Source organism: Enterococcus sp. DIV0176 (assembly GCF_050528535.1).
Lineage (GTDB): Bacteria > Bacillota > Bacilli > Lactobacillales > Enterococcaceae > Enterococcus_B > Enterococcus_B thailandicus.
Genome location: NZ_CP172879.1, coordinates 774,203 through 797,155 on the forward strand (window position 1 = coordinate 774,203; position 22,953 = coordinate 797,155).

General features: G+C 36.2%; 18 protein-coding genes, 1 other RNA gene and 1 pseudogene. 11 read left to right on the forward strand and 9 right to left on the reverse strand.

All coding sequences use genetic code 11. The features are described 5' to 3' along the window. The first annotated feature begins 416 nt into the window (after window positions 1–416). The 5 genes from IGJ66_RS03745 (at window position 417) to IGJ66_RS03765 (ending at window position 5,999) form a co-directional block, all read left to right on the forward strand. A complete protein-coding gene (locus tag IGJ66_RS03745) occupies window positions 417–3,326 on the forward strand; it encodes a lectin-like domain-containing protein (RefSeq protein ID WP_430616837.1) in 2,910 nt (969 codons plus the stop codon). A gap of 12 nt (window positions 3,327–3,338) precedes the next feature. Beyond that, on the forward strand, window positions 3,339–3,644 hold the full coding sequence (locus IGJ66_RS03750) for an LPXTG cell wall anchor domain-containing protein (protein ID WP_430616838.1): 306 nt from the start codon (window positions 3,339–3,341) through the stop codon (window positions 3,642–3,644). Then, window positions 3,628–4,194, forward strand: coding sequence for a hypothetical protein (locus tag IGJ66_RS03755; RefSeq protein ID WP_218658131.1), 567 nt, complete (start codon window positions 3,628–3,630; stop codon window positions 4,192–4,194). Before IGJ66_RS03750 ends, IGJ66_RS03755 begins: the two co-directional genes overlap by 17 nt. 50 nt (window positions 4,195–4,244) lie before the next feature. Next, the gene (locus tag IGJ66_RS03760; RefSeq protein WP_071869128.1) at window positions 4,245–4,847 is read left to right on the forward strand and encodes a hypothetical protein; all 603 of its coding nucleotides are present in this window, start codon (window positions 4,245–4,247) and stop codon (window positions 4,845–4,847) included. Window positions 4,848–4,940: 93 nt separating this feature from the next. Next, on the forward strand, window positions 4,941–5,999 hold the full coding sequence (locus IGJ66_RS03765; protein WP_430616839.1) for a DUF916 and DUF3324 domain-containing protein: 1,059 nt from the start codon (window positions 4,941–4,943) through the stop codon (window positions 5,997–5,999). A 184-nt stretch (window positions 6,000–6,183) separates the two neighbouring features. Here IGJ66_RS03765 and IGJ66_RS03770 read toward each other — a convergent pair whose 3' ends face one another. From IGJ66_RS03770 to IGJ66_RS03780, 3 genes are all read right to left on the reverse strand, one after another. After that, a complete protein-coding gene (locus IGJ66_RS03770) occupies window positions 6,184–7,551 on the reverse strand; it encodes an FAD-dependent oxidoreductase (protein WP_430616840.1) in 1,368 nt (455 codons plus the stop codon). Beyond that, entirely contained in the window at window positions 7,552–9,051 is a 1,500-nt protein-coding gene (locus IGJ66_RS03775; RefSeq protein ID WP_430616841.1) for a helix-turn-helix domain-containing protein, read from the reverse strand. 723 nt (window positions 9,052–9,774) lie between these two features. Further along, on the reverse strand, window positions 9,775–12,111 hold the full coding sequence (locus IGJ66_RS03780; RefSeq protein ID WP_430616842.1) for a glycoside hydrolase family 18 protein: 2,337 nt from the start codon (window positions 12,109–12,111) through the stop codon (window positions 9,775–9,777). A 486-nt stretch (window positions 12,112–12,597) separates the two neighbouring features. Here IGJ66_RS03780 and alsS point away from each other — a divergent pair, with 486 nt between their 5' ends. Both alsS and budA read left to right on the forward strand, forming a co-directional pair. Beyond that, window positions 12,598–14,262 (forward strand): acetolactate synthase AlsS, encoded by a 1,665-nt coding sequence (alsS, locus tag IGJ66_RS03785; protein WP_430616843.1) that lies wholly within the window; start codon window positions 12,598–12,600, stop codon window positions 14,260–14,262. Between the two features lie 19 nt (window positions 14,263–14,281). Next, window positions 14,282–14,992, forward strand: coding sequence for an acetolactate decarboxylase (gene budA, locus IGJ66_RS03790; protein ID WP_067484021.1), 711 nt, complete (start codon window positions 14,282–14,284; stop codon window positions 14,990–14,992). A gap of 119 nt (window positions 14,993–15,111) precedes the next feature. On the opposite strand, the gene IGJ66_RS03795 is transcribed toward budA, so the two are convergent. Further along, entirely contained in the window at window positions 15,112–16,488 is a 1,377-nt protein-coding gene (locus tag IGJ66_RS03795) for a M23 family metallopeptidase (protein ID WP_075491372.1), read from the reverse strand. Between the two features lie 239 nt (window positions 16,489–16,727). Between IGJ66_RS03795 and IGJ66_RS03800 the strand changes: the two genes are divergently transcribed. The 4 genes from IGJ66_RS03800 (at window position 16,728) to IGJ66_RS03815 (ending at window position 18,952) form a co-directional block, all read left to right on the forward strand. Further along, window positions 16,728–17,390: a winged helix-turn-helix transcriptional regulator gene (locus tag IGJ66_RS03800; protein WP_067484025.1), complete on the forward strand. Its 663-nt coding sequence runs from the start codon at window positions 16,728–16,730 to the stop codon at window positions 17,388–17,390. 66 nt (window positions 17,391–17,456) lie between these two features. Next, a complete protein-coding gene (locus IGJ66_RS03805; RefSeq protein ID WP_067484027.1) occupies window positions 17,457–17,951 on the forward strand; it encodes a GAF domain-containing protein in 495 nt (164 codons plus the stop codon). Window positions 17,952–18,124: 173 nt separating this feature from the next. Next, the gene (locus IGJ66_RS03810) at window positions 18,125–18,361 is read left to right on the forward strand and encodes a hypothetical protein (RefSeq protein WP_067484028.1); all 237 of its coding nucleotides are present in this window, start codon (window positions 18,125–18,127) and stop codon (window positions 18,359–18,361) included. Between the two features lie 153 nt (window positions 18,362–18,514). Next, a complete protein-coding gene (locus IGJ66_RS03815) occupies window positions 18,515–18,952 on the forward strand; it encodes a GNAT family N-acetyltransferase (protein WP_430616844.1) in 438 nt (145 codons plus the stop codon). Between the two features lie 145 nt (window positions 18,953–19,097). Here IGJ66_RS03815 and IGJ66_RS03820 read toward each other — a convergent pair. The 5 genes and pseudogenes from IGJ66_RS03820 to IGJ66_RS03840 form a co-directional block, all read right to left on the reverse strand. Continuing rightward, window positions 19,098–19,226 (reverse strand): annotated as a pseudogene (locus tag IGJ66_RS03820) (IS3 family transposase); the annotation flags it as partial. Window positions 19,227–19,465: 239 nt separating this feature from the next. Then, window positions 19,466–19,833, reverse strand: a transfer-messenger RNA (tmRNA) gene (gene ssrA / locus IGJ66_RS03825). 214 nt (window positions 19,834–20,047) lie between these two features. Further along, window positions 20,048–21,397, reverse strand: coding sequence for an MFS transporter (locus tag IGJ66_RS03830; RefSeq protein WP_430616845.1), 1,350 nt, complete (start codon window positions 21,395–21,397; stop codon window positions 20,048–20,050). 27 nt (window positions 21,398–21,424) lie between these two features. After that, complete coding sequence (locus tag IGJ66_RS03835; protein ID WP_430616846.1) at window positions 21,425–21,847, reverse strand: MarR family winged helix-turn-helix transcriptional regulator; 423 nt, start codon at window positions 21,845–21,847, stop codon at window positions 21,425–21,427. 233 nt (window positions 21,848–22,080) lie between these two features. Beyond that, window positions 22,081–22,854, reverse strand: coding sequence for a Cof-type HAD-IIB family hydrolase (locus tag IGJ66_RS03840; RefSeq protein WP_067484039.1), 774 nt, complete (start codon window positions 22,852–22,854; stop codon window positions 22,081–22,083). Window positions 22,855–22,953 lie beyond the last annotated feature (99 nt).

Here is a 22,953-nt window from a genome sequence, read left to right on the forward strand (position 1 = left end):
TATGAATAGAAAATAGACCAAAATAATAGGTAGTTATTATTTGTTTCTGCTGCTTGAGAGTCTGCTAAACAAATTAATTTAGAAAACTCCTTTGATTAAGGTTGTGAACAAAGTACAATCAAAAAGACTAGGAAAAATTAAGTGTCCTGGTCTTTTTTGTGAAGAAAACCAGATATACGTTCATTTTCAATGAGTGAAAGAAGCATCCTCTTACTTTATGTTAGTCGTTTTAAGGCTGTTTTTGAAACGTTTTGCTAATAAAACTCTCACGTTTTTAAAAAAAACGAAAAAAATCTGATAAAAATTTACAGAGAAAATAAATATACTAAGCATATAGAATAAAACAATGTTCTGTGTGCTTAATTCGTTTATGCACAAAATCAAAACAGTAAAATGAGCAGAAGGGAGGAGAAAAAGTGAAAAAGTTTACGAAAATGTTGGTCTTACAAGCAACAGTTTCACTATTCATTGCACCGACAATGTTGGCTTCGCCAGAAATCGTTCAGGCTGTGGCAACAGAGAGTGCGCAAGAAAATCAGAACCAAGTTGGCAATGTTTCGCTCCAAAAAGTTGAACAAGTCGAATCTGGTAATCTTGTTTGGACGGTATTGATTGAAAAATCATCGTCTGAAATGAATCGACAAATGACTTTCACTGTTACTGAACCTACTGATGTGCTTAGTGTTTACCAACCAGATAAAGAGCAACAAGTACAACCAGATAAAAATGGTATTTATCAAATTGGTGAAAATAATCAGCAAGCTCAAACAATGCAACTCGAGATCCAAACGAAAAAAATTCCCCAGCAATTCGATTACACGTTGAAAATTTCCCCAGTGATAAATGAGGGGGAAGAACAAGTTTTATTGAACCAGAAAGAAACGTATGATTTTTCTTTTACGGCAACAGAAGAAACAAGCAGCGAGGAAACGAACACAACAGAAGAAGCGACAACAGCTACTGAAAGCTCGACAAGCGAAGCAGAAGAAACTGCCAGTGAAACGACTGAAACGACAAGTTCTGCTGAATCAGCCATGAGTTCATCGACTACGAAAACATCTGAAAGTACGAAAAGCACTTCTAGTTCAGCAACGCAGCGTGCTGTAGCACCGGCAGTTGCGGCGAGAAGTGGTTTGGTACGTGCGTCGTTGGGGACAGGAAATCCAATTGTGCCAAAAGGAGCAATCAAGTTAGACGGTATTTTTTCTACGATTGCGAAAAGTAGACCTAATGGTACCAATATTTCTGCTGGAGAAGTGATTTTACCCGGTTCATCTGATCAGAACAACGGAATGCCATATGATGAAATCTCTCTTTCAGGAAGTAATCGTGCTGTCGGTGTTTGGTCTAACGATAAATATCGTTTAGATTTTAATCAAGACTTTCACGGAAGAACGTATGTGAACTTCGGGACTGAGCAAGCCGATGGATTTGCTTTTGTTATGCAAAATGATCCTGCAAAAAGTCAAGCTTTAACCACTGCCAATTCGAAGAGTGATGGACAAAACTTAGGTGTTTATGGTGGAACAAATTCATGGGGAAAAGAAGATAGTAAAAGACCCAATGTTTTTGCTATTAAAAATTCTGTCGCAGTTGAGTTCGATCTTTATGGTAATACTGATGCGAACGAAAGTGACGGCACAAATTATGATGGTCAATCGGCTGACACAAAAATCATCCCACATATGGCGTATGCTTATCCTGGTGATTTAGCGAATGGTTATATCTCTATGGGGGGAAGTTCTTGGTGGAACACTGGTTTTTTAGGAATTGGTGCTCATGGATACACAGCGATGATTAATCATCGAGGTCTTACAACATTAGATGGTGTTCGAAATACCACGTGGTATGAATTTCGTTATGATTTCGATAAAGCGTCACAAAAGTTTTCTTATTATCTAGAAAATCCGGTAACAGGTGTCAAAACAAATGCGACAACGATTCCTTATGCAGATCTTGAAGCACAGCTGAAATTAAGCGCAAATGAAGGAAAAGCCTATTGGGGATTCACCGCAGCAAATGGGGCATCTAGTGGTCAAACAAAATTTGTCTTTACTCAAGTTCCAGTCGATATGGATGCAGAGGTGACTAATGATGTTGAATCAGAAGGTGCCAGCGTAGTCGATCAAAACGATAGTGAAAGCTATTCAAAAGATTTACCCGCAGCTAACTACGGCAATGAAGTAACCTTGAAATCAACCTTCACTTTAAAAGCTGATACTGAGGCAGGCTATTTCATTAAAACTTGGAGTTCTTTCATTGATCCGACTTTATATAACATTAGTCAGGGCGTTTCAAATGTAAAAGCTGAGTTCAATGGTGTAACAACTAATGGAACAGCAACTGTTGATGAGAATGGAAATGTTGTTGTTACATTTGCAGATAAAGGACTGAATGTACCAAAGCCACTCACATCTATTGAACAAAAATTAAACTTATCTTATACAGCAAAATTGAAGAACAAAGGTGAACCTACAAAAACATATCATGATAGTCAGATTTCTGGAACAGAAATTGGGAACAATACAGCTACTAACTTTAGTAGTGATGAAGTAGCCTACTGGGTTGTACCACAACCGGAACACCCAACAGTTTTATCTTGGGAAACACCTAATGTAGTGACTGAAAAAACAGAAACAAAAGATCGCTCAGAAGTAGCGGATGGTTATGATTTAACTTTCTATTGGAAAGATGAAGATGATGGTGATATTTTAAATTTCACAATCAATCGAAATGATCCTGATGCAACAAATGAGTTCGCTCAAATTGTCACAACAGGTTCAACCGAGTTTAATAGCCATAGCTGGCATATTCCTGCAGATAAAATTGTTCCAGGGGTGAACGATTATACGATTACCATGAAACGTGGCGACGAAGTTCAAACGTTGAAATTGAAATTAGATATTACTGGAAAGCTTTCCTTTGAGACTGCACCAGACATGTTGAGTTGGACGGGAAGAAAAGCGAGTGAATCAAAAGGAACCTTGGCTAGGGATAGCGGGAACCCAATGACGCTCAGTGTCTTTGACAGTCGCGAAGATACCTCAACTTGGTCATTATATGTACAGGCTGAGTTGACAGATGCTACTGCACCATTTGATTTCGTCTTTAAAAAGGATGCCTCAAGTGCCGAACAAACAATCATGTCAGACCCTGTGCTTGTTATGCGCAAAGGGGACGTGACACCAACGGACTTTATGACGACTAAAACATGGAATGAATCAGAAGGTGTCTTACTTCAAAGTGATAATTATATGCGTGTCGGCGATTACAGTGGTAAAGCTGTCGTGAAGTGGAACCTTTACGACACAGAAGTACCAGAGTAGGGGGGCGAAGGAATGAAAAAAAGAATCATTCAGAGCTTGATGATCGTATTTGGACTTTTTCTATTTAGCAGTCTGGATACTTTTGCCAGTGAGCAACCTAACTTTGATATGGATGAACAGCAAGTCACTTTTCGGATCGTCAATGAAAAAAATGAACAACCTGGAGTAATAGGTGGAAATAATAATCATTCATTACTGCCTAAGACCAACGAAACTAGCGTATTTATTCTTTCGTTTATTGGCACATTATTCATCGGAGTGGTGTTCTTGGTTTTCTGGTTGAGAAGGAGGCGAGACGAAGATGAAGAAACGAATTGAGTTTCTTTTCATCGGATTACTACTTTGTCTTTTGCTCCCAACTCCAGCTTTTGCTCAAGAAATTTTAGGAGAAGAAGATCAGACACCGATGAATGTCACGATTGTGGAAAGCCCAATCAAGTTAGAAAAAGTGACTGCGCCAACTTTTGGAACCTATCAAAAGTCCGCTCACGAACAAGAGATTCAAGCAACCAGTGACCTATTGATTGCTGTCAGGGACCAACGGGAAAATAAAAAAAGCCCTTGGCAATTGACCTATCAGCTTTCAACATTTACAAACGGTCAAGAATACCAAGTGAAAGTATTACTCGGACGAGGAAAATTAAGCACGAATCAATCCGGTGAAGTCGTTCAGGCTACACCGCAGAAAATCGCTGCCGATCCAAATGAGGCTGGGACAATCTTAGAAGCTTATTCTTCTCAATCAACTGAGTACTATTATCAAATTGATAAACAAAAGATTCATTTGGAACTGCCAGCGGATTTACCTACTGGGGAGTTTGTTGGCAAACAATTAGTTACTTTGTTAAATACACCGGAAATAGATTAGTTTTTATAACTAATTTTTTATAACAATCAAATTTAAAGGAGATTATTAAAATGAAAAACACAAAAATCGTAAGTATGACATTAAGCGCAATGGTATTAGCAACTTTAGGAGCAACAAGTGTTCAAGCACAAGAAGTAGTCGATCAAAAAGGTGAAACACCTACAGAAGTTGTCATCACTGATAACGACGATCCAACAGATCCTCTTGACCCAACAGATCCAGATCAAAAAATGTTAACTTTGGAAAAAGTACCAGCTGCCTATAACTTCGAATCAAAACTACAAAATGCAACATATAACTTGACTGCTGATTTAACAGATGAAACAATCGAAGTCTTCAATGACCGTATCGATCGTGAATGGTCTGTTAAAGCCAACGTTGCTTCTAATAAATTAACTCGTTCTTCTGATTCAAAAGAATTTACCGTTGATTCATTCCAAATTAATGGAACAGAAGTTGCTGCAACAGGTGCTGAAGGAATCGTAGCGAAAGCTGAAGCTACTAAAACAGCTGCAAACAACACTGGTTTGATTGAAACAGCTGTTGACAATGTGTCAATCGGTTTTACTGATGCAGATCGTGTATTAGTTGCAGGTGATACATTAGCTGGAAGCATCCAATACCAACTATACAACACAGCAGACGCAAAATAATTAGTAACAACAAGTAATAAATGAACGAATGACGAGGAGCTGCGCATTTGCGCGGCTTCTTTATTCAATGTTTAAAATAAGGAGAAATCAAGAATGTTCAAACAAATAAAGAAGTCGCGAAAGATAGTAAGTAGTTTCCTTTTGTTGTTGAGTTTGCTTTTGACAGCACCATTGCCAACATTTGCACAAGAAGATGCTGGTGAAGTCGGCTATGATATCCAAGCAGTCATTCCAGAGAACCAAATCGACAAAGAAAAAAGCTTTTTTGATTTACGAATGGAACCAGCACAAGAACAAACGATTCACGTGAAGATCAACAATACTTCCAACGCGGATTCAACGTATAAAATCAACATCAATCAAGCATACACAAATAGCCAAGGATTTATTGATTACAATGAGAAAAAAGAATCAGAGAAAAATGATTATCCTTACGCAATTGATTCGATTGCCAAAGTAGCAGATACAGTAACTGTTCCTAAAAAGAGTAGCAAAGAAGTACCGATTACTTTGACAATGCCAAAAGACCAATTTGATGGTCAAATTTTAGCAGCAATTCAAGTAGTGAAAGAAACAGCTAAAGACCAAAAAGGGATTGTCAATAGTTATGGTTATATTTTAGGTTTAAAATTAACGGAAACAGATACAGAAGTACCACGAAAGTTAACGTTAAAAAAAGTGGAACCTGCTATTTCATTTGGAAAAACGAGTGTTGTAGCTATTTTAGACAATCCAACTATGGATGCTTATGGTCACTTAAAATATGAAGCAACTGTAAAAAATCGTAAAACGAACAAAGAAGTGCGTCATGTTACTTACGACAATGATATGCAATTAGCACCAAACTCAACCTATCGTTTTGCAATTGACTGGGAAAAAGAACCATTAACAGCGGGTGAATACAGCTTGCATCTGCGTGTGACAGATGCGAAAGACAATGAATGGATTTTTGATGAAAACTTCACAATTTCAGATAAACAAGCGAAAGAAATCAACGAAGCAACGATTGATGCCGGTAAGAAAGCAACTATTCCAATGTGGATTTATCTAGTCTTTGGAATTCTCCTTGCAGTAATCCTGCTAGGAATTTTCTGGATTATTCTTCTTAAGAGAAGGAAAAAAGAGGAAGAATCGGAAACAGAAACTAAATAAGATTCTATACAAAAAACTGCAAACGAAGTTGGACAGTCAGATGTCTGAACTTTGTTGGCAGTTTTTTTAGTATTTTATTTTTTATTAGAAGGTTTGATATTCATTTAATTACGTATTATTTGGAGGTTTTACCTTGTCAAAAAAGCAGCAACCCCAAACAAAATGATTAGGGTTACTGCTTTTTTTACTTGAGTAAAGATTCTAAACCTAGATCAGCCAAAAAATTAGTTGAAGGCGACAGCTTTGGATTGTAATAAAGTTCAGAAAACACAAGGTCGTCCACCTTGGTTTGATCGACAATCATTTGCGTCAAAACATTGAGTAGGTCCAACATATCTTTTTGATTACTTATCAGTTGAGCGCCGAATAACTGTTTCGTTTTCGTATCATACAGCACTTTGAAGGTTACAAAGAAATCTTTGACTGGATGATAGTTCGAAAAGTGTGTATAAGTTTTGGTAATCGACGAAGTTTCTAATCCATAAAAATCAGCCTCGTCTTGAGTGATTCCAGAACTACCCAGAAAGACGCCGAAAATTTCTGTTCCAATCGATCGCTGTGAGGCTGGAATTGGTTTAGGATCTGCTAAAGTAATATGACTAGCAGCTACAAGTGCTGTTTTTCGCGCATTACCAATCAGTGGGAGATAGGCTGGTTCACCATGGAAGCCAAAAGGCAGTTTGATTAAATCACCAATGGCATAGACATCCGGATCAGAAGTTTGCATAAAGTCATTCACTAAAATGGTTTGATCGAAATCAAGATCCACCAGACCCTCAACTAAGGCAACTTCTGGTTTGGGATTAACGGCAAAGACACAAGCATCAACCAGCTTGGTTTGTCCTGAGAAGAATTGAACTTCTAATTGCTGACGTTCATCAATCTTGACAGTTTGACATTGATTAAAACTTTCTGATAATCGTAAATCGATGGATTCAGGAATGTGTTGTAGCAAAATATCAGTGATTTCTTCATCAAAATAACGAAATACTGGGCGATTCATTTGCTCGATGATTGTAATTTTTTTAGTCGATTTTGTAGCTAGACTGCTAGCTAGTTCCAGGCCAATTAAGCCAGCACCAACGATTGCTATTTGATTGCTGTCGTTGATTTTTTGATAAGCTTCAATGGTTTTTGCGCGACTTTTGTAGGTGATGATGCTTGAATGGACCGCCTCTGATTCTGGAATCAATGGCGCAAAGCGATCGGAACCCATGGCTAAAATCAGTTTGTCAAATGTTTCTGTAGTAATTTGCTTAGTTGCATTATCTTGATAAAAAACTTCTTTCTTTTTCAAATCAATGTTTGTAACGGTTGTTTCAAGTAATAACTGGACTCCTAAGTTTTCAAGGGTTTCTTGGTCACCAACTTCCCCTTTTTCCATTTCGTCGGCTGAAAACAACCCTTTAAAAATTAAATTGATACTGCTTGGTATAAAGCCAAGTACGTTTGATTTTTCGATTAGGCATACTGTAGTTGTTGGGTCTAATTTTTTTAAAAATTTACTAGCGGCAATCCCAGCGTGTGAGCCGCCGATAACGATGACCTTCAATTATATTCCTTCTTTCTTTGAATAGTCTTTTAATAAACGAGTTAAAGCTTGGATATCCGCTTGGGTTTTAAAGTCATTGATGATATATAAATCTTTAAATGAAAATTGTTGTATTCCAAAAGCGGAGTCTGAAATCAATAAGTCGTAGTCTTTCTTAACTTCAGCTTCTTCACAATGGATGTAAAATTTTGTATCAAACTCGTTCTTGATACTTTCCATCATGATATTTGTTTGTAAGTTGTCTCGACTACAAAAGACACCGATTTGAATCGTCAACTTAGAAAAGCGTCGCATTTGATTGATAAAATAAAGGTGAATTCGGGTAACTAATTGCTTTGTCGTTTCCAACAGAGAAAAACCGAGAATGTCTTCGGTTTCTTGAATAATTTGCTGAACCAGTTCAAAATTTGGCGTAAAAATTGATTGATTAACTAGTCGATCAAATAGCATTTGTTCTTCAAAAAAGGTGATATTTCCTTTGAAATAAACAATTGTACTGTGTAACTGGGTTAAGAAATACTTCCACTCTTGGATAAATCGTGAATCAATTTCAGCCGAGTCAATTTGATAAGCTGTTTTTACGTGCTGAACGACCATTTTGTTCAACTCGATAACTTTTGTATTAAATGTTGGCCAGTCATCAGACTGAAGCAAGAAACGATTACTGCGTTCTATAACGAATAGAGAAGAAATAAACAAGTAGAGATAAGTCGCTTTGTACTCAAACTGAAACTCAGCTGACGGACTAACAGATAAAAAATAAGATTCACGAACTAATTGGTAGACAGGATCATCAAGATAATCATCACTCAGCATGGTCATTGACTCAACTGAAGGAGGATTATTTAATTTTTTTGTTCGTTTCTTTAAGATTCGAATCCAAAGATATAATTTCAGCCGAGTTGTGCTACCAAAAGGCTGTTTTAATTTTTTCTCTAAAAAAGAGACAAACAACAGACTATTATGGTCGTTTTCTTTTCCTTGTATCTCTTCTAAAGGGACAGAGTTCCAAAACAACTGAAAGAAAAAGTAGCAAATTTGTAATTCATCGCCAGTTATTCTCCCTCGACGAATTTTAAGATTAAATTCGTCCAACAACTGATTTAGTCCCGTGATGTGACGGTAAACAGCGGCCTCGCTAATCAAAAACTTTTGAGATAGTTCATAGATAGAATAGGACGAATGATAATAGAGATGCCTTAGAATCTGATACTTGATTGATTCTTGCAAGTAATAATAGTAAAGTTTATCCAAGCTTGTTTGATTGCTTTTTTTTAAAGTGACTTGATTTTGTTCGTGATCGACTTCAAGACTTAAATCAAGTTCTAAGTCGTTCAGGATAAAAGTCAACTCTTCAACATTGTTATTAAAAAGAAAAGAAGTAATGGTTAAATCATTCAGTAACTTAGGAATGTCTGCCGTTAAATTTTTATCTAACAAATAATGAATGATCGAAATTTGGATTTTACCATTTTTTTCTAGCAAATTAAATAGTTCCATTGTCTGTTTCACCACTCTTCTATGCGTTCTACATTACTGCTTAATTGTAATTGTTTCCGTGAAAATAGACAAGCTTTGGGTGACGAAATGACTAAGTTAATAGTAGCTGTTTCCAAGGTGTTTTTTTGTCAACAATTTAAAAAATAAATTAAATAAATGATAAAAACAATTCAGTAAAACAGCTATACTAAAGTAGTAAAAGATGGAGGTTAACATCGTTCATCTTTTTCATTAAGCTAATACGTTGAGTAAAGATAAGACATAATTTTGTTCATATCCAGCACCTTTAGTGTTTCATAGTTATTGAATAGGATGAAGTGCAGAGAGCGGTTGTAAAAAAGTAGTACTGAATAATCTAGTAATTACAAACATAGCTGAAGTTACACGTTGAAAAAAAGAATTCTTTGATGACTTCCCCGTTACTCTGAAAGAGTGGTAGATCTATCTTCAGTAGATAAAAAAGTGCTTAATAACCCTATACATATGAAAAGTAAAAGAATTCAATTCAATTGATTTCTAGCTGGTGAAAAAATAGGTCCATCCTTTTCATTGAATAAAAAAATGGAGAGAATAAAATGTGGGTGAGTGGCCTTATCGGTATAGCTTCACAAATCTATTTGATTACTTGTGTAGTGATTGACAAATACAGGTCCAAATAGATTAACAAAAAAAGAGCGAACAGTGAAAAACTGTTCGCTCTTTTTGGTAACCATAATGTGTATTCTATTTTACAGTAAATGTCATTAAAGACTTAAGTGTATTAGAGTTTTCACCTGGAACGCCACTACTCAATCTTACTTCAAGCACATCCCCAGATTTCAAATCTGATTTTTTAATTTTGATTTGAATAGTATCTTCGGTTTCTTTAGAGATAGAGCTATAATAAGCTTTATTTTCAAAAGTTTCTGCTAGATATTTATAATTTTGGCAAACGACGAAACGATTACTTCCTTTATATGCTTCTTTGTCAAAATCAATATAAATATTTTTCCCGTCATAACTGATTTTTTTAACAGCATCATTCATTTTTTCGATGCCTAAATCAACATCTTTATCTAAAACAAGTGTTTCCAACAACTTTTTGTTTTCAGTGCTTTGACCAGGTTTTCCTGGAGCGCTGTATACTTCAATTTTTTGACCTTTCCAACCAGCGAAGATTTTAGCAACACCAGTCTTCTCGCCATAGTTTGTTGAATTGCTGTAATAACTTTTTCCTTTATAAGTTTCAAATGAATATTTACCATCCAAGTAAACAACGAAACGTTCTTCACTATTAAATTGTTCAGTCGTTAGATTTAAGTTGATATATGTCTTTCGTGTTCGTTCATTGACACCAACAGCAAGTAATTTATTTTCTTCAACAGGAGGATCAGTCGGGTCAGTCGGGTCAGTTGGTTCAGAAGTTAATACATTGTCCACGATAGAACCTAATTCCGCATCTGTTGTATCATAACCAAGTTCCCAAACGATTGCGCCACCGTATTCGTTTTCAATTGTCCAGTTCACTTTTTCTTCAATAGATTGAACATTATCATAAGAATAAAATTCTTTTGTGTCCGCATTGTAAATGTAAGGAGCTTTTGCTTGATCATCCCACTTAGCAACTAAGTTGTCATTCGGATCTTCGTTAGCTTTTGCTTGTAATTCTTTTAATTGGAACCAAGGCATCAATCCTGCAGGTGCGTCTGGATCATCCCATGTTCCGCCGATTGGAGCACCCTCACTTGGAGCACCAAGTTCACCAGTTTCAACATTGTCGAACCCACGAGAATAGTAACTCATCCCAACCATTAATTTATTTTTAGGTATATTGTATGTTTCGCTGTATTCTTTCATTGCTGAAGATACATTGAACTTTTTGTCTTTGTCTGTTTCTGTTGCGTACAACGCAGAGTGATGCCCTGTTTGTGTATCAAATCCACCGCGGAAGTCATAAGTCATAACATTGAAATTATCAACGTATTGATTAACTGTTTCAGGTGCAATAAATTCCATTTTTTCATGTGAAGCGGTTACGGCAATACTTAATTGATAATATGTATCATTTGTTTTACCTGCTACCGTTAATTTTTCACGTAATTGCTTCATCAAAGCGATAAATTTTGTTTTGCGGTCTTCATTGTCTGGGTACTCCCAATCAATATCAACGCCATCAAAGCCATGTTTTAACACGAAGTTAACGATATCAGTTGTAAATTCATCCATCTTTTCCGGTGTTTTGGTTACGATATCAAATGCTAAATCTTCTACTGAGTTATTCCAACCACCAATTGAAACCATTGAAGTTACATCATTCTCATCCGCTAAATCATTGATTTGACCGATATAATTTCTACCGCCACCATCTGCATAATCAGCCCAAGGATCTTTTGAGGTCAGTTTTCCAGTAGTAGGGTCAATAATCATAAAACCGTAGTTCACATGCGTAATCTTATCAAATGGCACATCAACTGGATCATATCCCTTACCATCTACTGTCGTAGGGCTATAATCTGGGTTATTTGGCTCGTAGTCTGTTTTATACCCTTGCCAGTTCGCAAAATAGCCAATAACTTTTTTCTGTTTCTGAACAGTTTCTGCTTGTGCTTTTTGGTAATCATCAGCAGCAGAACCAGTGAAGATATTAAAGTCAAAAGTTCCGACTTTAGTGATATCTTTTACTTTCTTCCACATAGGTGCAGATCCTGGAGCTTGAGTAGCTTCTGCCCAATAAGAGTTAGTCCACAGTGCATTATTATAAATGACATAAGCACCACCTGCATATGCTTGTGCAGTCCAATAGGCAGTGTTAAGAATTTGTTCATCATAGTTTGCAACAACAACCTTTTGCTTTCCTTTGAAAAGATGTCCACTTTCCCCACGGGTCCATGTCTTGCCATTGTCATTTGACCACATGTGTGCATTTGTTAATCCATTGATCACGTTTGCTGTGTCATCCATCACTAAACCAGCAGCAGTTCCCTGTGTTTCCGTTGCAAATGCTTGAAGTGGTGCAGAAGATAATAGTGTAAATCCTGCCATCGAAGCTGCTAGCAACGTTTTCCATTTTGTTGTCTTCATTTTTTCTTTTCTCCCCTTGATAAAATATTTTTGCAGCAGTCGAGGTAACTCCCCGACAACCACATCTAAAGTTAAAGCCTATGATGTTTAAAGTAAATTTCTAAAATTACCGCGTGATAGGAAGAGAACGTTGTTATTTAATATAAAAGCAGTCTTGAAAGCAAATTGAGCTTTTTTTAGGGGGGAATATTTTTTTACGTGAATGTTTTTTAGCTAAAAATAATTAAAAGAAAAAAGAAACGGGGGCTTGTAAAAAGCTGGTAAAGAAAATCTGCCACTTTATCAGCCTTTTTCTTCTAGATAGTAGATGAATATACATTGAGTGAGCTGTTACTATTTTTTTGAAATTTATTTAGCTTATTACTAAACAAATCTTGCAAGGCATGCTATACTATTTTTTGTAACAGATATATAAACTGTATTACTTTATGTTGCTTGTTTATTATCTGAGTAGAAAGAAAATAAGCTGTTAAAGGAAGTTGTATGATGGAAAAAGAAATGAAACAAGGTTCTAGAGCTGTAGTAGAAAGCTTGATTAATCATCACGTAGATTATATCTTTGGTATTCCTGGAGCAAAAATCGATGGGGTATTCAATGAATTAGAAGACCAAGGCCCAGAGTTAATCGTGACACGTCATGAACAAAATGCGGCATTTATGGCACAAGCAATTGGCCGAATTACTGGTGAACCTGGAGTGGTTATTGCAACAAGTGGTCCTGGTGCAAGTAATCTAGCAACTGGATTAGTAACAGCAACTGCTGAAGGTGATCCAGTTTTAGCAATTGGTGGACAAGTAAAGCGAAGTGACTTATTAAAACTGACGCATCAAAGTATGGATAATGCAGCATTATTTAAACCAATTACGAAGTACAGTGCTGAAATCCAAGATCCAGAAACGATTTCAGAAGTGATTGCCAATGCATATCGTATGGCAAAAAGTTCAAAGAAAGGTGCAAGCTTTATCAGTATCCCACAGGACGTCGTTGATGCGCCGGTGAAAAGTGATGTAATCCAACCCTTAAATGACCCACAACTAGGATCTGCGTCTGCAAATGATATCAACTACTTGGCTGACCGTATTCGCGAAGCCAAGCTTCCTGTTTTATTGGTAGGAATGCGCGGATCAAGTGAAAAAGAAACTACAGCTATTCGCAAATTAGTAGAAAAGACTTCGTTACCAGTTGTTGAAACATTCCAAGCTGCTGGGGTCATCTCACGTCAGTTAGAATCACATTTCTTTGGAAGAGTGGGGTTATTTAGAAATCAACCTGGTGATATGTTATTAAAACGAAGTGATTTAGTAATCGCCATTGGTTACGATCCGATTGAATATGAAGCACGTAACTGGAATGCAGAAAAAGATGCAAGAATCATCGTCATCGATGAAACACCAGCTGAAATCGACTCATTTATGCAACCAGAAAGAGAATTGATTGGTGACATTGCAGCAACACTTGATCTACTTAGTGATTCTTTAGAAGCACAACAAGTATCAGTGGATGCTAACGAATATCTTGACTCGTTACAAGAAAAATTAACCGCTCGTGATGTTGTAGAACAGACAGAAGATGAAGGAATTTTACATCCATTAGAAGTCATCAATACACTGCAATCAGCAGTTACGGATGATATGACAGTTACTGTTGATGTAGGTAGTCACTATATCTGGATGGCACGCCACTTTAGAAGCTATGAACCACGTCACTTACTATTTAGTAATGGAATGCAAACATTAGGTGTGGCTTTACCATGGGCGATTTCTGCGGCATTAGTTCGTCCAAATACACAAATTGTTTCAGTTTCTGGTGATGGTGGCTTCCTGTTTTCTGCACAAGACTTAGAAACAGCTGTACGCAAAAAGTTAAATATCGTTCACTTGGTTTGGAATGACGGTCACTATAACATGGTTGAATTCCAAGAAAAAATGAAATATCAACGATCATCAGGTGTTGACTTTGGTCCAGTTGACTTTGTCAAATATGCAGAAGCTTTTGGCGCAAAAGGAATTCGTGCAACAAATGTTCGTGAACTAGAACAAGCCTTAACTGACGGATTTGCTACTGAAGGGCCTGTAATCATTGATATTCCAATTGATTATCGTGATAATGAAAAACTCGGAGAAACGATTTTACCAGATCAATTCTATTAAGAAAAAGGACGTGTATAAGATGACAGAGTCAAGTTTATATCAACACGGAACGTTAGGTGCCTTGATGGCTGGGTTGATGGATGGAACAGAAAAGATGGCTGAGATCTTGAAACATGGTACGTTAGGACTAGGAACACTTCATGGGTTAGACGGGGAAGTCATCGTTGTTGATGGGATTGCTTATCAAGGTCGATCAGATGGTTCGGTTGTACGTTTGAATGGTGAGGAAAAAACACCTTATGCAGCTGTAACAGATTTTACAGCGGATAAAAGTGTTGAAATCACAACGCCTCATACAGGAGATGTGTTAAAAGAAACAATTTTGGCAGAAGAAGCAGGAAAAAATTTATTTATTGCAGTGAAAATTACTGGATTATTTAAAAATGTGCATATCCGTATCATGCCAAAGCAAGAAAAACCTTACAAACGGCTTGTCGAAGTTTCGCAAAATCAACCAGAATTTCGCCAAGAAGAAGTTGAAGGGACATTAGTTGGCTTCTTTACTCCTGAACTATTTCAAGGCGTAGCAGCTGCCGGCTTTCACTTACATTTTATTGACAAAAGTAAGACATTCGGCGGACATGTGATTGATTTTGAATTGGCAAATGGCATCGTGGAAAGTAGTCGGATTGAATCACTCGTTCAACATTTTCCAGTCAATGATTCAACATTTGTTGACACAGAAATTGATTATGCTAACTTGGCAGAAGAAATTCAAACAGCAGAATAACCAGTTTTCATTTCCAACATACAAAAAAAGCGTGAGACACAAGTTATCATTTTTCAAAAAATAGCGTAATAGCTAATTCTTTTGAAAAATGCGAACGTCGTCTCGCGCTTTTTCTAAATTTAAATACCTAATAGTGGAGCCGGATCAACAAAATTAGACCATAAACTTGTTGAGATACCGAAGTGAAGGTGAACACCAGTTGAATTTCCTGTTGTTCCCATACCGCCTAAAAGTGTTCCGGCATTAACGGAGGCACCAACAGTTGTAGAGAAGCTGCTTAAATGCATATAATAAGAATAATAGCCATCGGCATGTTGGATAATCACGTGATTTCCCGCAGACCAGTGATAGCCAGCTTCAACAACTTTTCCAGCTTTTGCTGCAAAAACAGGTGTTCCAGAAGCTCCAGCTAAATCAATTCCGTCATGAGATGTACCAGATGCACCTGTTGGATCAACACGATTACCAAAAGGACTTGTAATCACAAGTGAACTTAATGGCGCACTCCATCCAGAAGTATTTTCTTCTGGTTTTGTTACGTTGTCTGCTTCAGGCACTTCAGGAACAGAACTGACGGGTGAGCTGTCTTCTGTGTTGGTTTCTGTTTTCATTTCGTTTGAAGAATCAGACTTTTGCTCTTGTTCTTTTTGGACCGCTAGTGCTTGGGCTTGCTCTTCATTAGCAATGCGCTCCTTTTCAGCAGCTGCAGCTAGTTCTTTTTGTTTTTGCTCTTGGACTTTGCGCGCGTCTTCTTCTGCTTTTTTGCGAGCAGCTTCTTCAGCAGCACGTTGTTTTGCCAAAGCTTTTAATTGCTCTTGACGCTTTTTCTCTGCTTCAACTTTTTGTTTTTCAAATTTTTCTTTTTGTTTTTTCTCAGTAGCTAAACTAGCGGAGAGTTCATTGATTTTAACTTCTTGATCTAATTTTGCCTTTGTTAACTCGTCTTGTTTAGCTTGCAATTCATTGGTTGTTTCAGTCAAAGAGTGTAACTTTTCTTCTGATTTCTTTTGAAGCGTTTCTAATTCAGCTTGATCTTTTTGTTGTTCAGACATGATTTCTTTGTTTGCACTGATTAATTTTGTTACAGCATAAGCTTTTGTGATTGCTTCATTAATCGAATCAGATTCGGCCATCACTGACAAAATGTCGCTGGCATTTTGATTCGTTTGAACATTCCGCGCTTGTTTTTGAATTTGTTCTTCACGTTTAGCGATTTTCTCTTTCAAATCAGCAATTTTTTGAATCAAGTCAGTTAACGTTTGTTCTTCAGTATTTTTTTGTTGAAGAATCTTATAACTTTCTTTTTCAATTTGGCTGACATTTTCTTTAATGATTGCCAATTCTTGTTCAGAAGCTGTTTGATTTTTTTGTAGTTGTTCAATTTTTTGATCTTGTTCATTGATTTTGTCGTCTAAAGTGTCTGCTTGCGCGGCAATTGGTGCACAAAGTAAACTTAGCGCGAATGAAAATGTGACCATTTTTTTTAGCTTAATCATAGTTTCCCCACTAACATCTTTTTTATCAATTTCAATTTTTACATTTTGTATTGTAAGGCAGAGTTGTGTGGAAGTTGTGAAGATTCATCCGTTGAGCGAAAAAAAGAAAAACTTAATATAACTGAAACAATTACAAAATAATTGATACAAACTCAATCGAATTGATAAGTGATCGTGAGTGAAAGAGAGGTATGATTGAGTAAACTGCGTAAAATAGTGAAGAGAAAGGAGCGAATTAGATGCATATAAAAGTATTTACCAAAAATAAAAAAACAGTATTTCCTATAATGAAACGATTGCAAAAAGAGCAGTTAGAGCTAAAGGTGAGTTATCAATCTGCTCTGGCAAAGCTACATAATGAACCAGCAGATATTTTACTTATTACGGATGATCGCTTGACAGAGCTTTCGGAAACAGTTACGAATCGTTTTCCATTAGTTGTCGCTTGTACTCAGCCACTTTCAGAGAAAGAAAAAATTGTCTTATTCCAAAAAGGTGTGAACATTTTGTGGTCTTGGCCTGTTAGTTTTGAATTAATGAAGGCAAAAGTAGAATCTCTACGTTCAGCATTGCTGAAGCAAAAACAATTAAAAAATAATACGCAGCCTGTTTACCAGAAATTTCAAGTGTTGGAAGAAAAGCAAGTGATCTTGTTACATGAAAAAGAACTTTCTTTAACCAAATCAGAATATCGTTTGTTTGGCTTGTTACTGAATCATCCATTACGAATTTTTTCTCGTGAAGAGTTGTTGATTTTGCTAGGAAACGAAGAAGGTTCGGGAAGAGTGATCGACACACACATCAAGAATATTCGTAAGAAAATTGAAGAAGTTGCAGGAAGTGTCAACTATATCCAAACGGTTCATGGTCGTGGATATCGCTTTACCAATGCTACTCATTAAAATTACAGCTGGTATTGGAGGGATAAGTGAGCTATAATTTCTGAATAAAAGGAGTGTGTTGTTACGATGTGGTCAGAAAAACAAAAAAGAGATGCGTATGAGCTTTTACTGTTACAACAAAAAGGATTACTTGAAGCTGAAAGTAATTGGTTAGCTAATCTTGCGAATTCTTCTGCACTCTTAGCAGATGCGTTACCAGAAACTGTCTTTGCTGGATACTATCTATTTGATGGAGAAGAACTAATTCTTGGGCCGTTTCAAGGAAGAGTTTCTTGTACAAGAATTAAACTAGGTAAGGGCGTTTGTGGGGAGTCAGCAGCAAAAAGAAAAACATTAATTGTCACAGATGTAAAAAAACATGAAAATTATATTTCTTGTGATTCAGCTGCACGTTCAGAAATCGTTGTTCCTTTAGTTAAAGACGGAAAATTAGTAGGTGTTTTGGATATTGATTGCGGAAAAGTCGCGGGTTATGATGAAATCGACAAACAATTTTTAGAACAATACGTGGCATTATTGGAACAAACATTGCCGGCTAAAACAGTTCTACTTGCTAATTAAGTTTATATTAAGTACAAAAACAGTTCGACTGATTAAAATGGTTGCTAAAATTCAGCAATTAATTTAATCAGTTTTTTTATTATAAAAATACTTAAGTTATCATTTTTCTTCATTTGGTTTTAATGTTAATATAATTTCAATGGAATTATAAAATAATTAGAAGGTGATTAACTATGAAGAAAGAAGAAATCATTTTGGGACAAATTTATGAATGTCATGCGATTGGATTGAAAAAGAAAGTGACCGGCGAAATTATTAAAAAATTAGAGAACTCAGTGATTCTTTGTGTAGAAGAATATGATCGTATCGATCATGCAGAAGTTCAAGATAAAGCTGGAAAAGTAATGGCTAAGTATTCTGAAATTTGTAGTCAAGAAGTATCAGAATATGGTCTAATTGAAATTGCCTAATCCAGTAAGCAAAACCATTAAGCACTTGGCGGAGGTGTTTAATGGTTTTTTTTTTGAAAAAATGATTGAGATGTTTATTTGCTCTTTAAAAGTTACTGAAGAATGGCTATACTGGAAACTAGTTTTAATGATTATTTGAAAGGAATGAAGAAAATGGATATCCAAAAAATTGAGTACGACTCAGAAAAATATCAACAAACGTTAAACTTGCGAAATAAAGTCATGCGCGTTCCGTTGGGGTTAACGATTGAAGAAGAGGATTTTTCACACGAGGCGGAGCAATATATTCTTGGAGCATTTGATGATGAGTTCCTTTTAGGTGTTGGTGTGCTTAGTCAGAAGTTAGATGAATCAAAAATGAAAGTTGAGTATCTATGTGTTGATTCGCAAAGGCAAAGTGCAGGTGTGGGAAAACAATTACTCAGTCATCTTGAACTTTATGCGAAAAAAGAGCATGCGAAAACAATCGAATTAGAAGCGCGCGTAAGTGCCCTGTCATTTTACGAAAAAATGGGTTACGTTGCGTATGGGGATACGTATTTGATGGCGATTGCGCCGGTTGAGCATATTCGAATGGAAAAATTTTTATAGATTAATTGAATAAAAAGGAAAAGCGTGAGAAGAAAGTATAACTATTTTCTGTTACAAAATAAAAAGAGCAGGTCAAATTGTTGATTTCATACAATATTAAATTGAAGAATAGGAGCCTAATTTAGCTACTATGAGTATTCTAAAAAATGTAATTTTTGACAATCTTGATTACTCTATTATTAGAGCCTATTGATTCTTTTAGAATGTAGAACGTTTCAGACTTTAATAAAGCATGAAACGATTCTATCGGTGCGTTATCTGGAGATGTTCCTTTATGGAACGCCTTCAGATAACGTTTTTTTGTTGAGATATAGATTCATTTACTTTAAGCAAGAAAAGGACTCATTTTTTGATGATGTAGAATTTTCTCATTTTAAAGTGGTATATTTATCACTTCGTTTATGATTTGAATACAAAAAGTTTGTGTTTTGCTACTTCTCTCTATTTGACCAAAATAAAAAAACGTTGATTGAACAACGTTTTTTCGGATTATTGTTTGTCTCAACAATATAAATATGGAGACGGCGGGAGTCGAACCCGCGTCCAAACACATCGCCACTTAAAAATCTACGTTCATAGTCAACTCATTTAAGGTTTCGCTTTACAACTTGCCGAGTGACAGGCATTTTGTATTGCTAGTCTGATGAGCTCTTTTTCAACTTACAGACGGAAAGTTGAAACGTATCCCACTAAAGTTAGGACCCTTACTCGAGCACATGGGCGATACCGAGAGGATCTACGCTAACTGTTTTTAGGCAGCTAAAGCGTAAGAATAGTTTTCGTTTTTAGCAGTTATATTTAACTGTAACGTTTTAACGTAGACGTAACCTACGAAACGCAATTCAAGCTCAAACTGTGCCTGTCGAATCCGTAACGTCCCCGTAAAGTAACAAGGGTTACAGATGCATTATGCACAAAGATAGTATACCACATTTTTATTCATTTTCAATAAAAAAGTATTGGCACTAAAATGCGAGAAGAGTTAATGAAAGGTTCAATCAATTTTATTCGCTGAATCATTTTTAGTTTCATGAAAAAATCTCGAAGCTGTACTACTTGCTTCGAGATTTAGTAACATTTTCTTGAATAAAATGGTCACTTTTTTTCTGATGTTAAACGGAATAGGAGAAGCGGAATAGCAATAGTCAAAACAATACACAAAGCCATTACCCAAGTAATCCCAACATTCATTGATGAAGGAGTTGTCACGATGCTGATCATGATCGTAATTCCGATAGATGCAAACATTTGACGAAGTGTGTTATTCAAAGCCGTTGCTTGGCTGATTTGTGAAGGTTCAATTTCTTTAAAAGCTTCGGTTAGTGACGGTGAAAAAATTAATCCAATTCCTAAGAGACAAAGCGCATAAGTCACGGACAACAAAGCTAAATTGATTTCTACTCGTGAAAGAAAGAAGGGAATAAAGGATACGAGCATCAAAAAGCTGCCAGTTATGATTAATTTCTTTGGTCCATGCTTGTCGTAAATTCGTCCAACAACAATCGAAGAAAAAGCGTTCAAAATGGCTCCTGGTAATAAGATAAGACCAGCAGTTAAGCTATCGACTGAAAGCTGCATTTGGGCAAAGATGGAGACCAGCTGTCCTAACCCAACCAAAATGATGTATGCCAGGATACTAATGCCAGTCATTTTTACAAAAGTGGGTTGTTTCAGTAAATAGATATTGATTAAAGGTTTTTTCATACGTAATTGTCGTTTCAACAAAAGACAGCCAATCAAAAAGCCAAGAATAAAAAGAAAAATCCCTAGAATCAGTCGGCCTTTCATCATGGTGATGCTTAGCATAATAAGAGAGATGGATAAGAAAGATTCGATGACTGAAATAAAATCAATCTTGACTGGTTTTGGTTGAGAATAATTAGGAAATCGCCAAAAACTGATGAGAAGGATTAAGAGCATGATTGGTAAGATACTAATAAATAAGTAACGCCAATTTAAATAATTTAAAATGATCCCCGCAACTGTCGGACCTACAGCAGGGCCAAAAGCAATGACAAAAGTAGATAAGCCCATAATCATGCCACGCTGGCTGGGTGGGTAGATTGTCATCATAGTAGTCATTTGAAAAGCCATCAAAAAACCACCGGCTGCAGCTTGTAATAGTCTACCTAATAATAAAAACCAAAAATTGGGTGCGATTGCTCCAATTGACGTCCCCACAGAAAAGACAAGTAACAAAGATAAAAAGACTGTACGACTTGAGTATTTTTCATAAACATTAGAAGTTAGTGGGGTAACAACGCCAACCATTAAGGTGTAGCCTGTGGTTAACCATTGAACAGTAGTTAATGATTCTTTCATGATGTCTTTGAGTAAAGGCAACGCTGTAACCATCATTGTTTGACTCATCATACTGATAAATGCTGCTGATAAGATAATGATAGTGATCAATTTTCGGTTTTTTACTAAAAGTTGTTTTTCCATTTTCGATTCAGGTCTCCTTGCGTTTCACTATTCATTAGCATTAAATGCTTCATAAACGAGTTTCAATTGTTCAGTAAACTGTGCTTGATTGATTTCTGGGTGGGCGTGAAAGAACGAAATCCACCATTCTTCCATTTCATTACCAAGTTGTTCTGCAATTTTTTTCCCTTTATCAGTTAAATCAACATGATAGGCACGTGATTCATTGCTTAGTGAGCGGGTAATAATTCCTTCTTTTTCTAAAAACTTCAAGTCTTTTGTTAATAAGCTTGGATCAATTGCCATCCGACGTGCAATATCTTTTTGGATTTGATGAGGATTTTTTAGAGCAAACATAATAATATCTGTTTGTGTTGCCCTTAAAAAGTCAAAACTATTTTGATGGTTCCATGATTTTTTCGTTTGGCGATAAATCGCAGCCAAATATTTACTTAAATTTATTTCATTCATAAAGATCACCTCATAAAATTTTAATAGACATCTCCATAAGTGGATATGTCCATTAAAAGATTTTTCCTTTTTTTTGTCAATTTTTTTGATTTTTATATTGATAGGCACCGACTGATTGAATTAGTTGGTGAGAACTCTTACTGCTGTTGTTTTTTCTTAAGAGAAAAAGAAAAAAATCTCAAAACAGTAGTATCTGCTTTGAGATTCGTTACGGATTTTTTATTTTAAAAAAATTAAATTAAGTCAAAATGTTTCAATGCGTGGACGATGCCACCTTCAGTATTTTTCTTAGTTACGAAAGTCGCCAACTCTTTTAGTCCATCGTAGGCATTGCCCATTGCAATTTTATTGTCGCAAGCTTCTAGCAGAGCGAAGTCATTCGGACCATCACCAAATCCAAAAGTTGGGACATTGGTCAATCCTAATTCTTCTTTTAATCGTTTGACGCCAGCACCCTTAGAAATTCCTTTTTTCACGGTATCAATTGAATAAGGACCGTTTCGATAAAAAGTTAGTTCAGGAAACTGTTCATGATAATATTCATCGCCACTTTGTGAAAGAATCAAAAGCATGTTGATTGGATTTTGACGAAAGGCAAAAGGATCAATCGGTGGCACTTCAGAATGAATAAAATTATAGGCATCAATCATTAGTTGATTGTGGCCAGTACACCAAATATTTTGGTGATTGTAGTACGAAAGTTCGTGGCCTTGTAACCGCACATGTTCATACATTCTTTGACATTCTTGTTCTGAAAAAAGCTCGGAATGGATTTCTTTTCCATCCACACGAATATAAGAGCCATTCATGGTAACAGCTGAAGTGATTCCAGCATCGTGCATAATCTTTTGGATTTCAATTTCTGTTCTACCTGTGGCAATGACAGGTAAGACATGATTTTCTTTTAAGGCATTCATGGCAGATGCAACTTCTGAGGTGATTGTTGAATGCGCATCCAGCAGTGTTCCATCTAGGTCAAAAAAAGTAATTGCTTGATAGTTTGACACAAAAAAAACTCCTTTATCTTTTCAATAAACCTATCTTAACAAAGAATGAACAAAAGACAAACCTTTCATGAAGAATTATTGAATATATTGGTTCGCAAG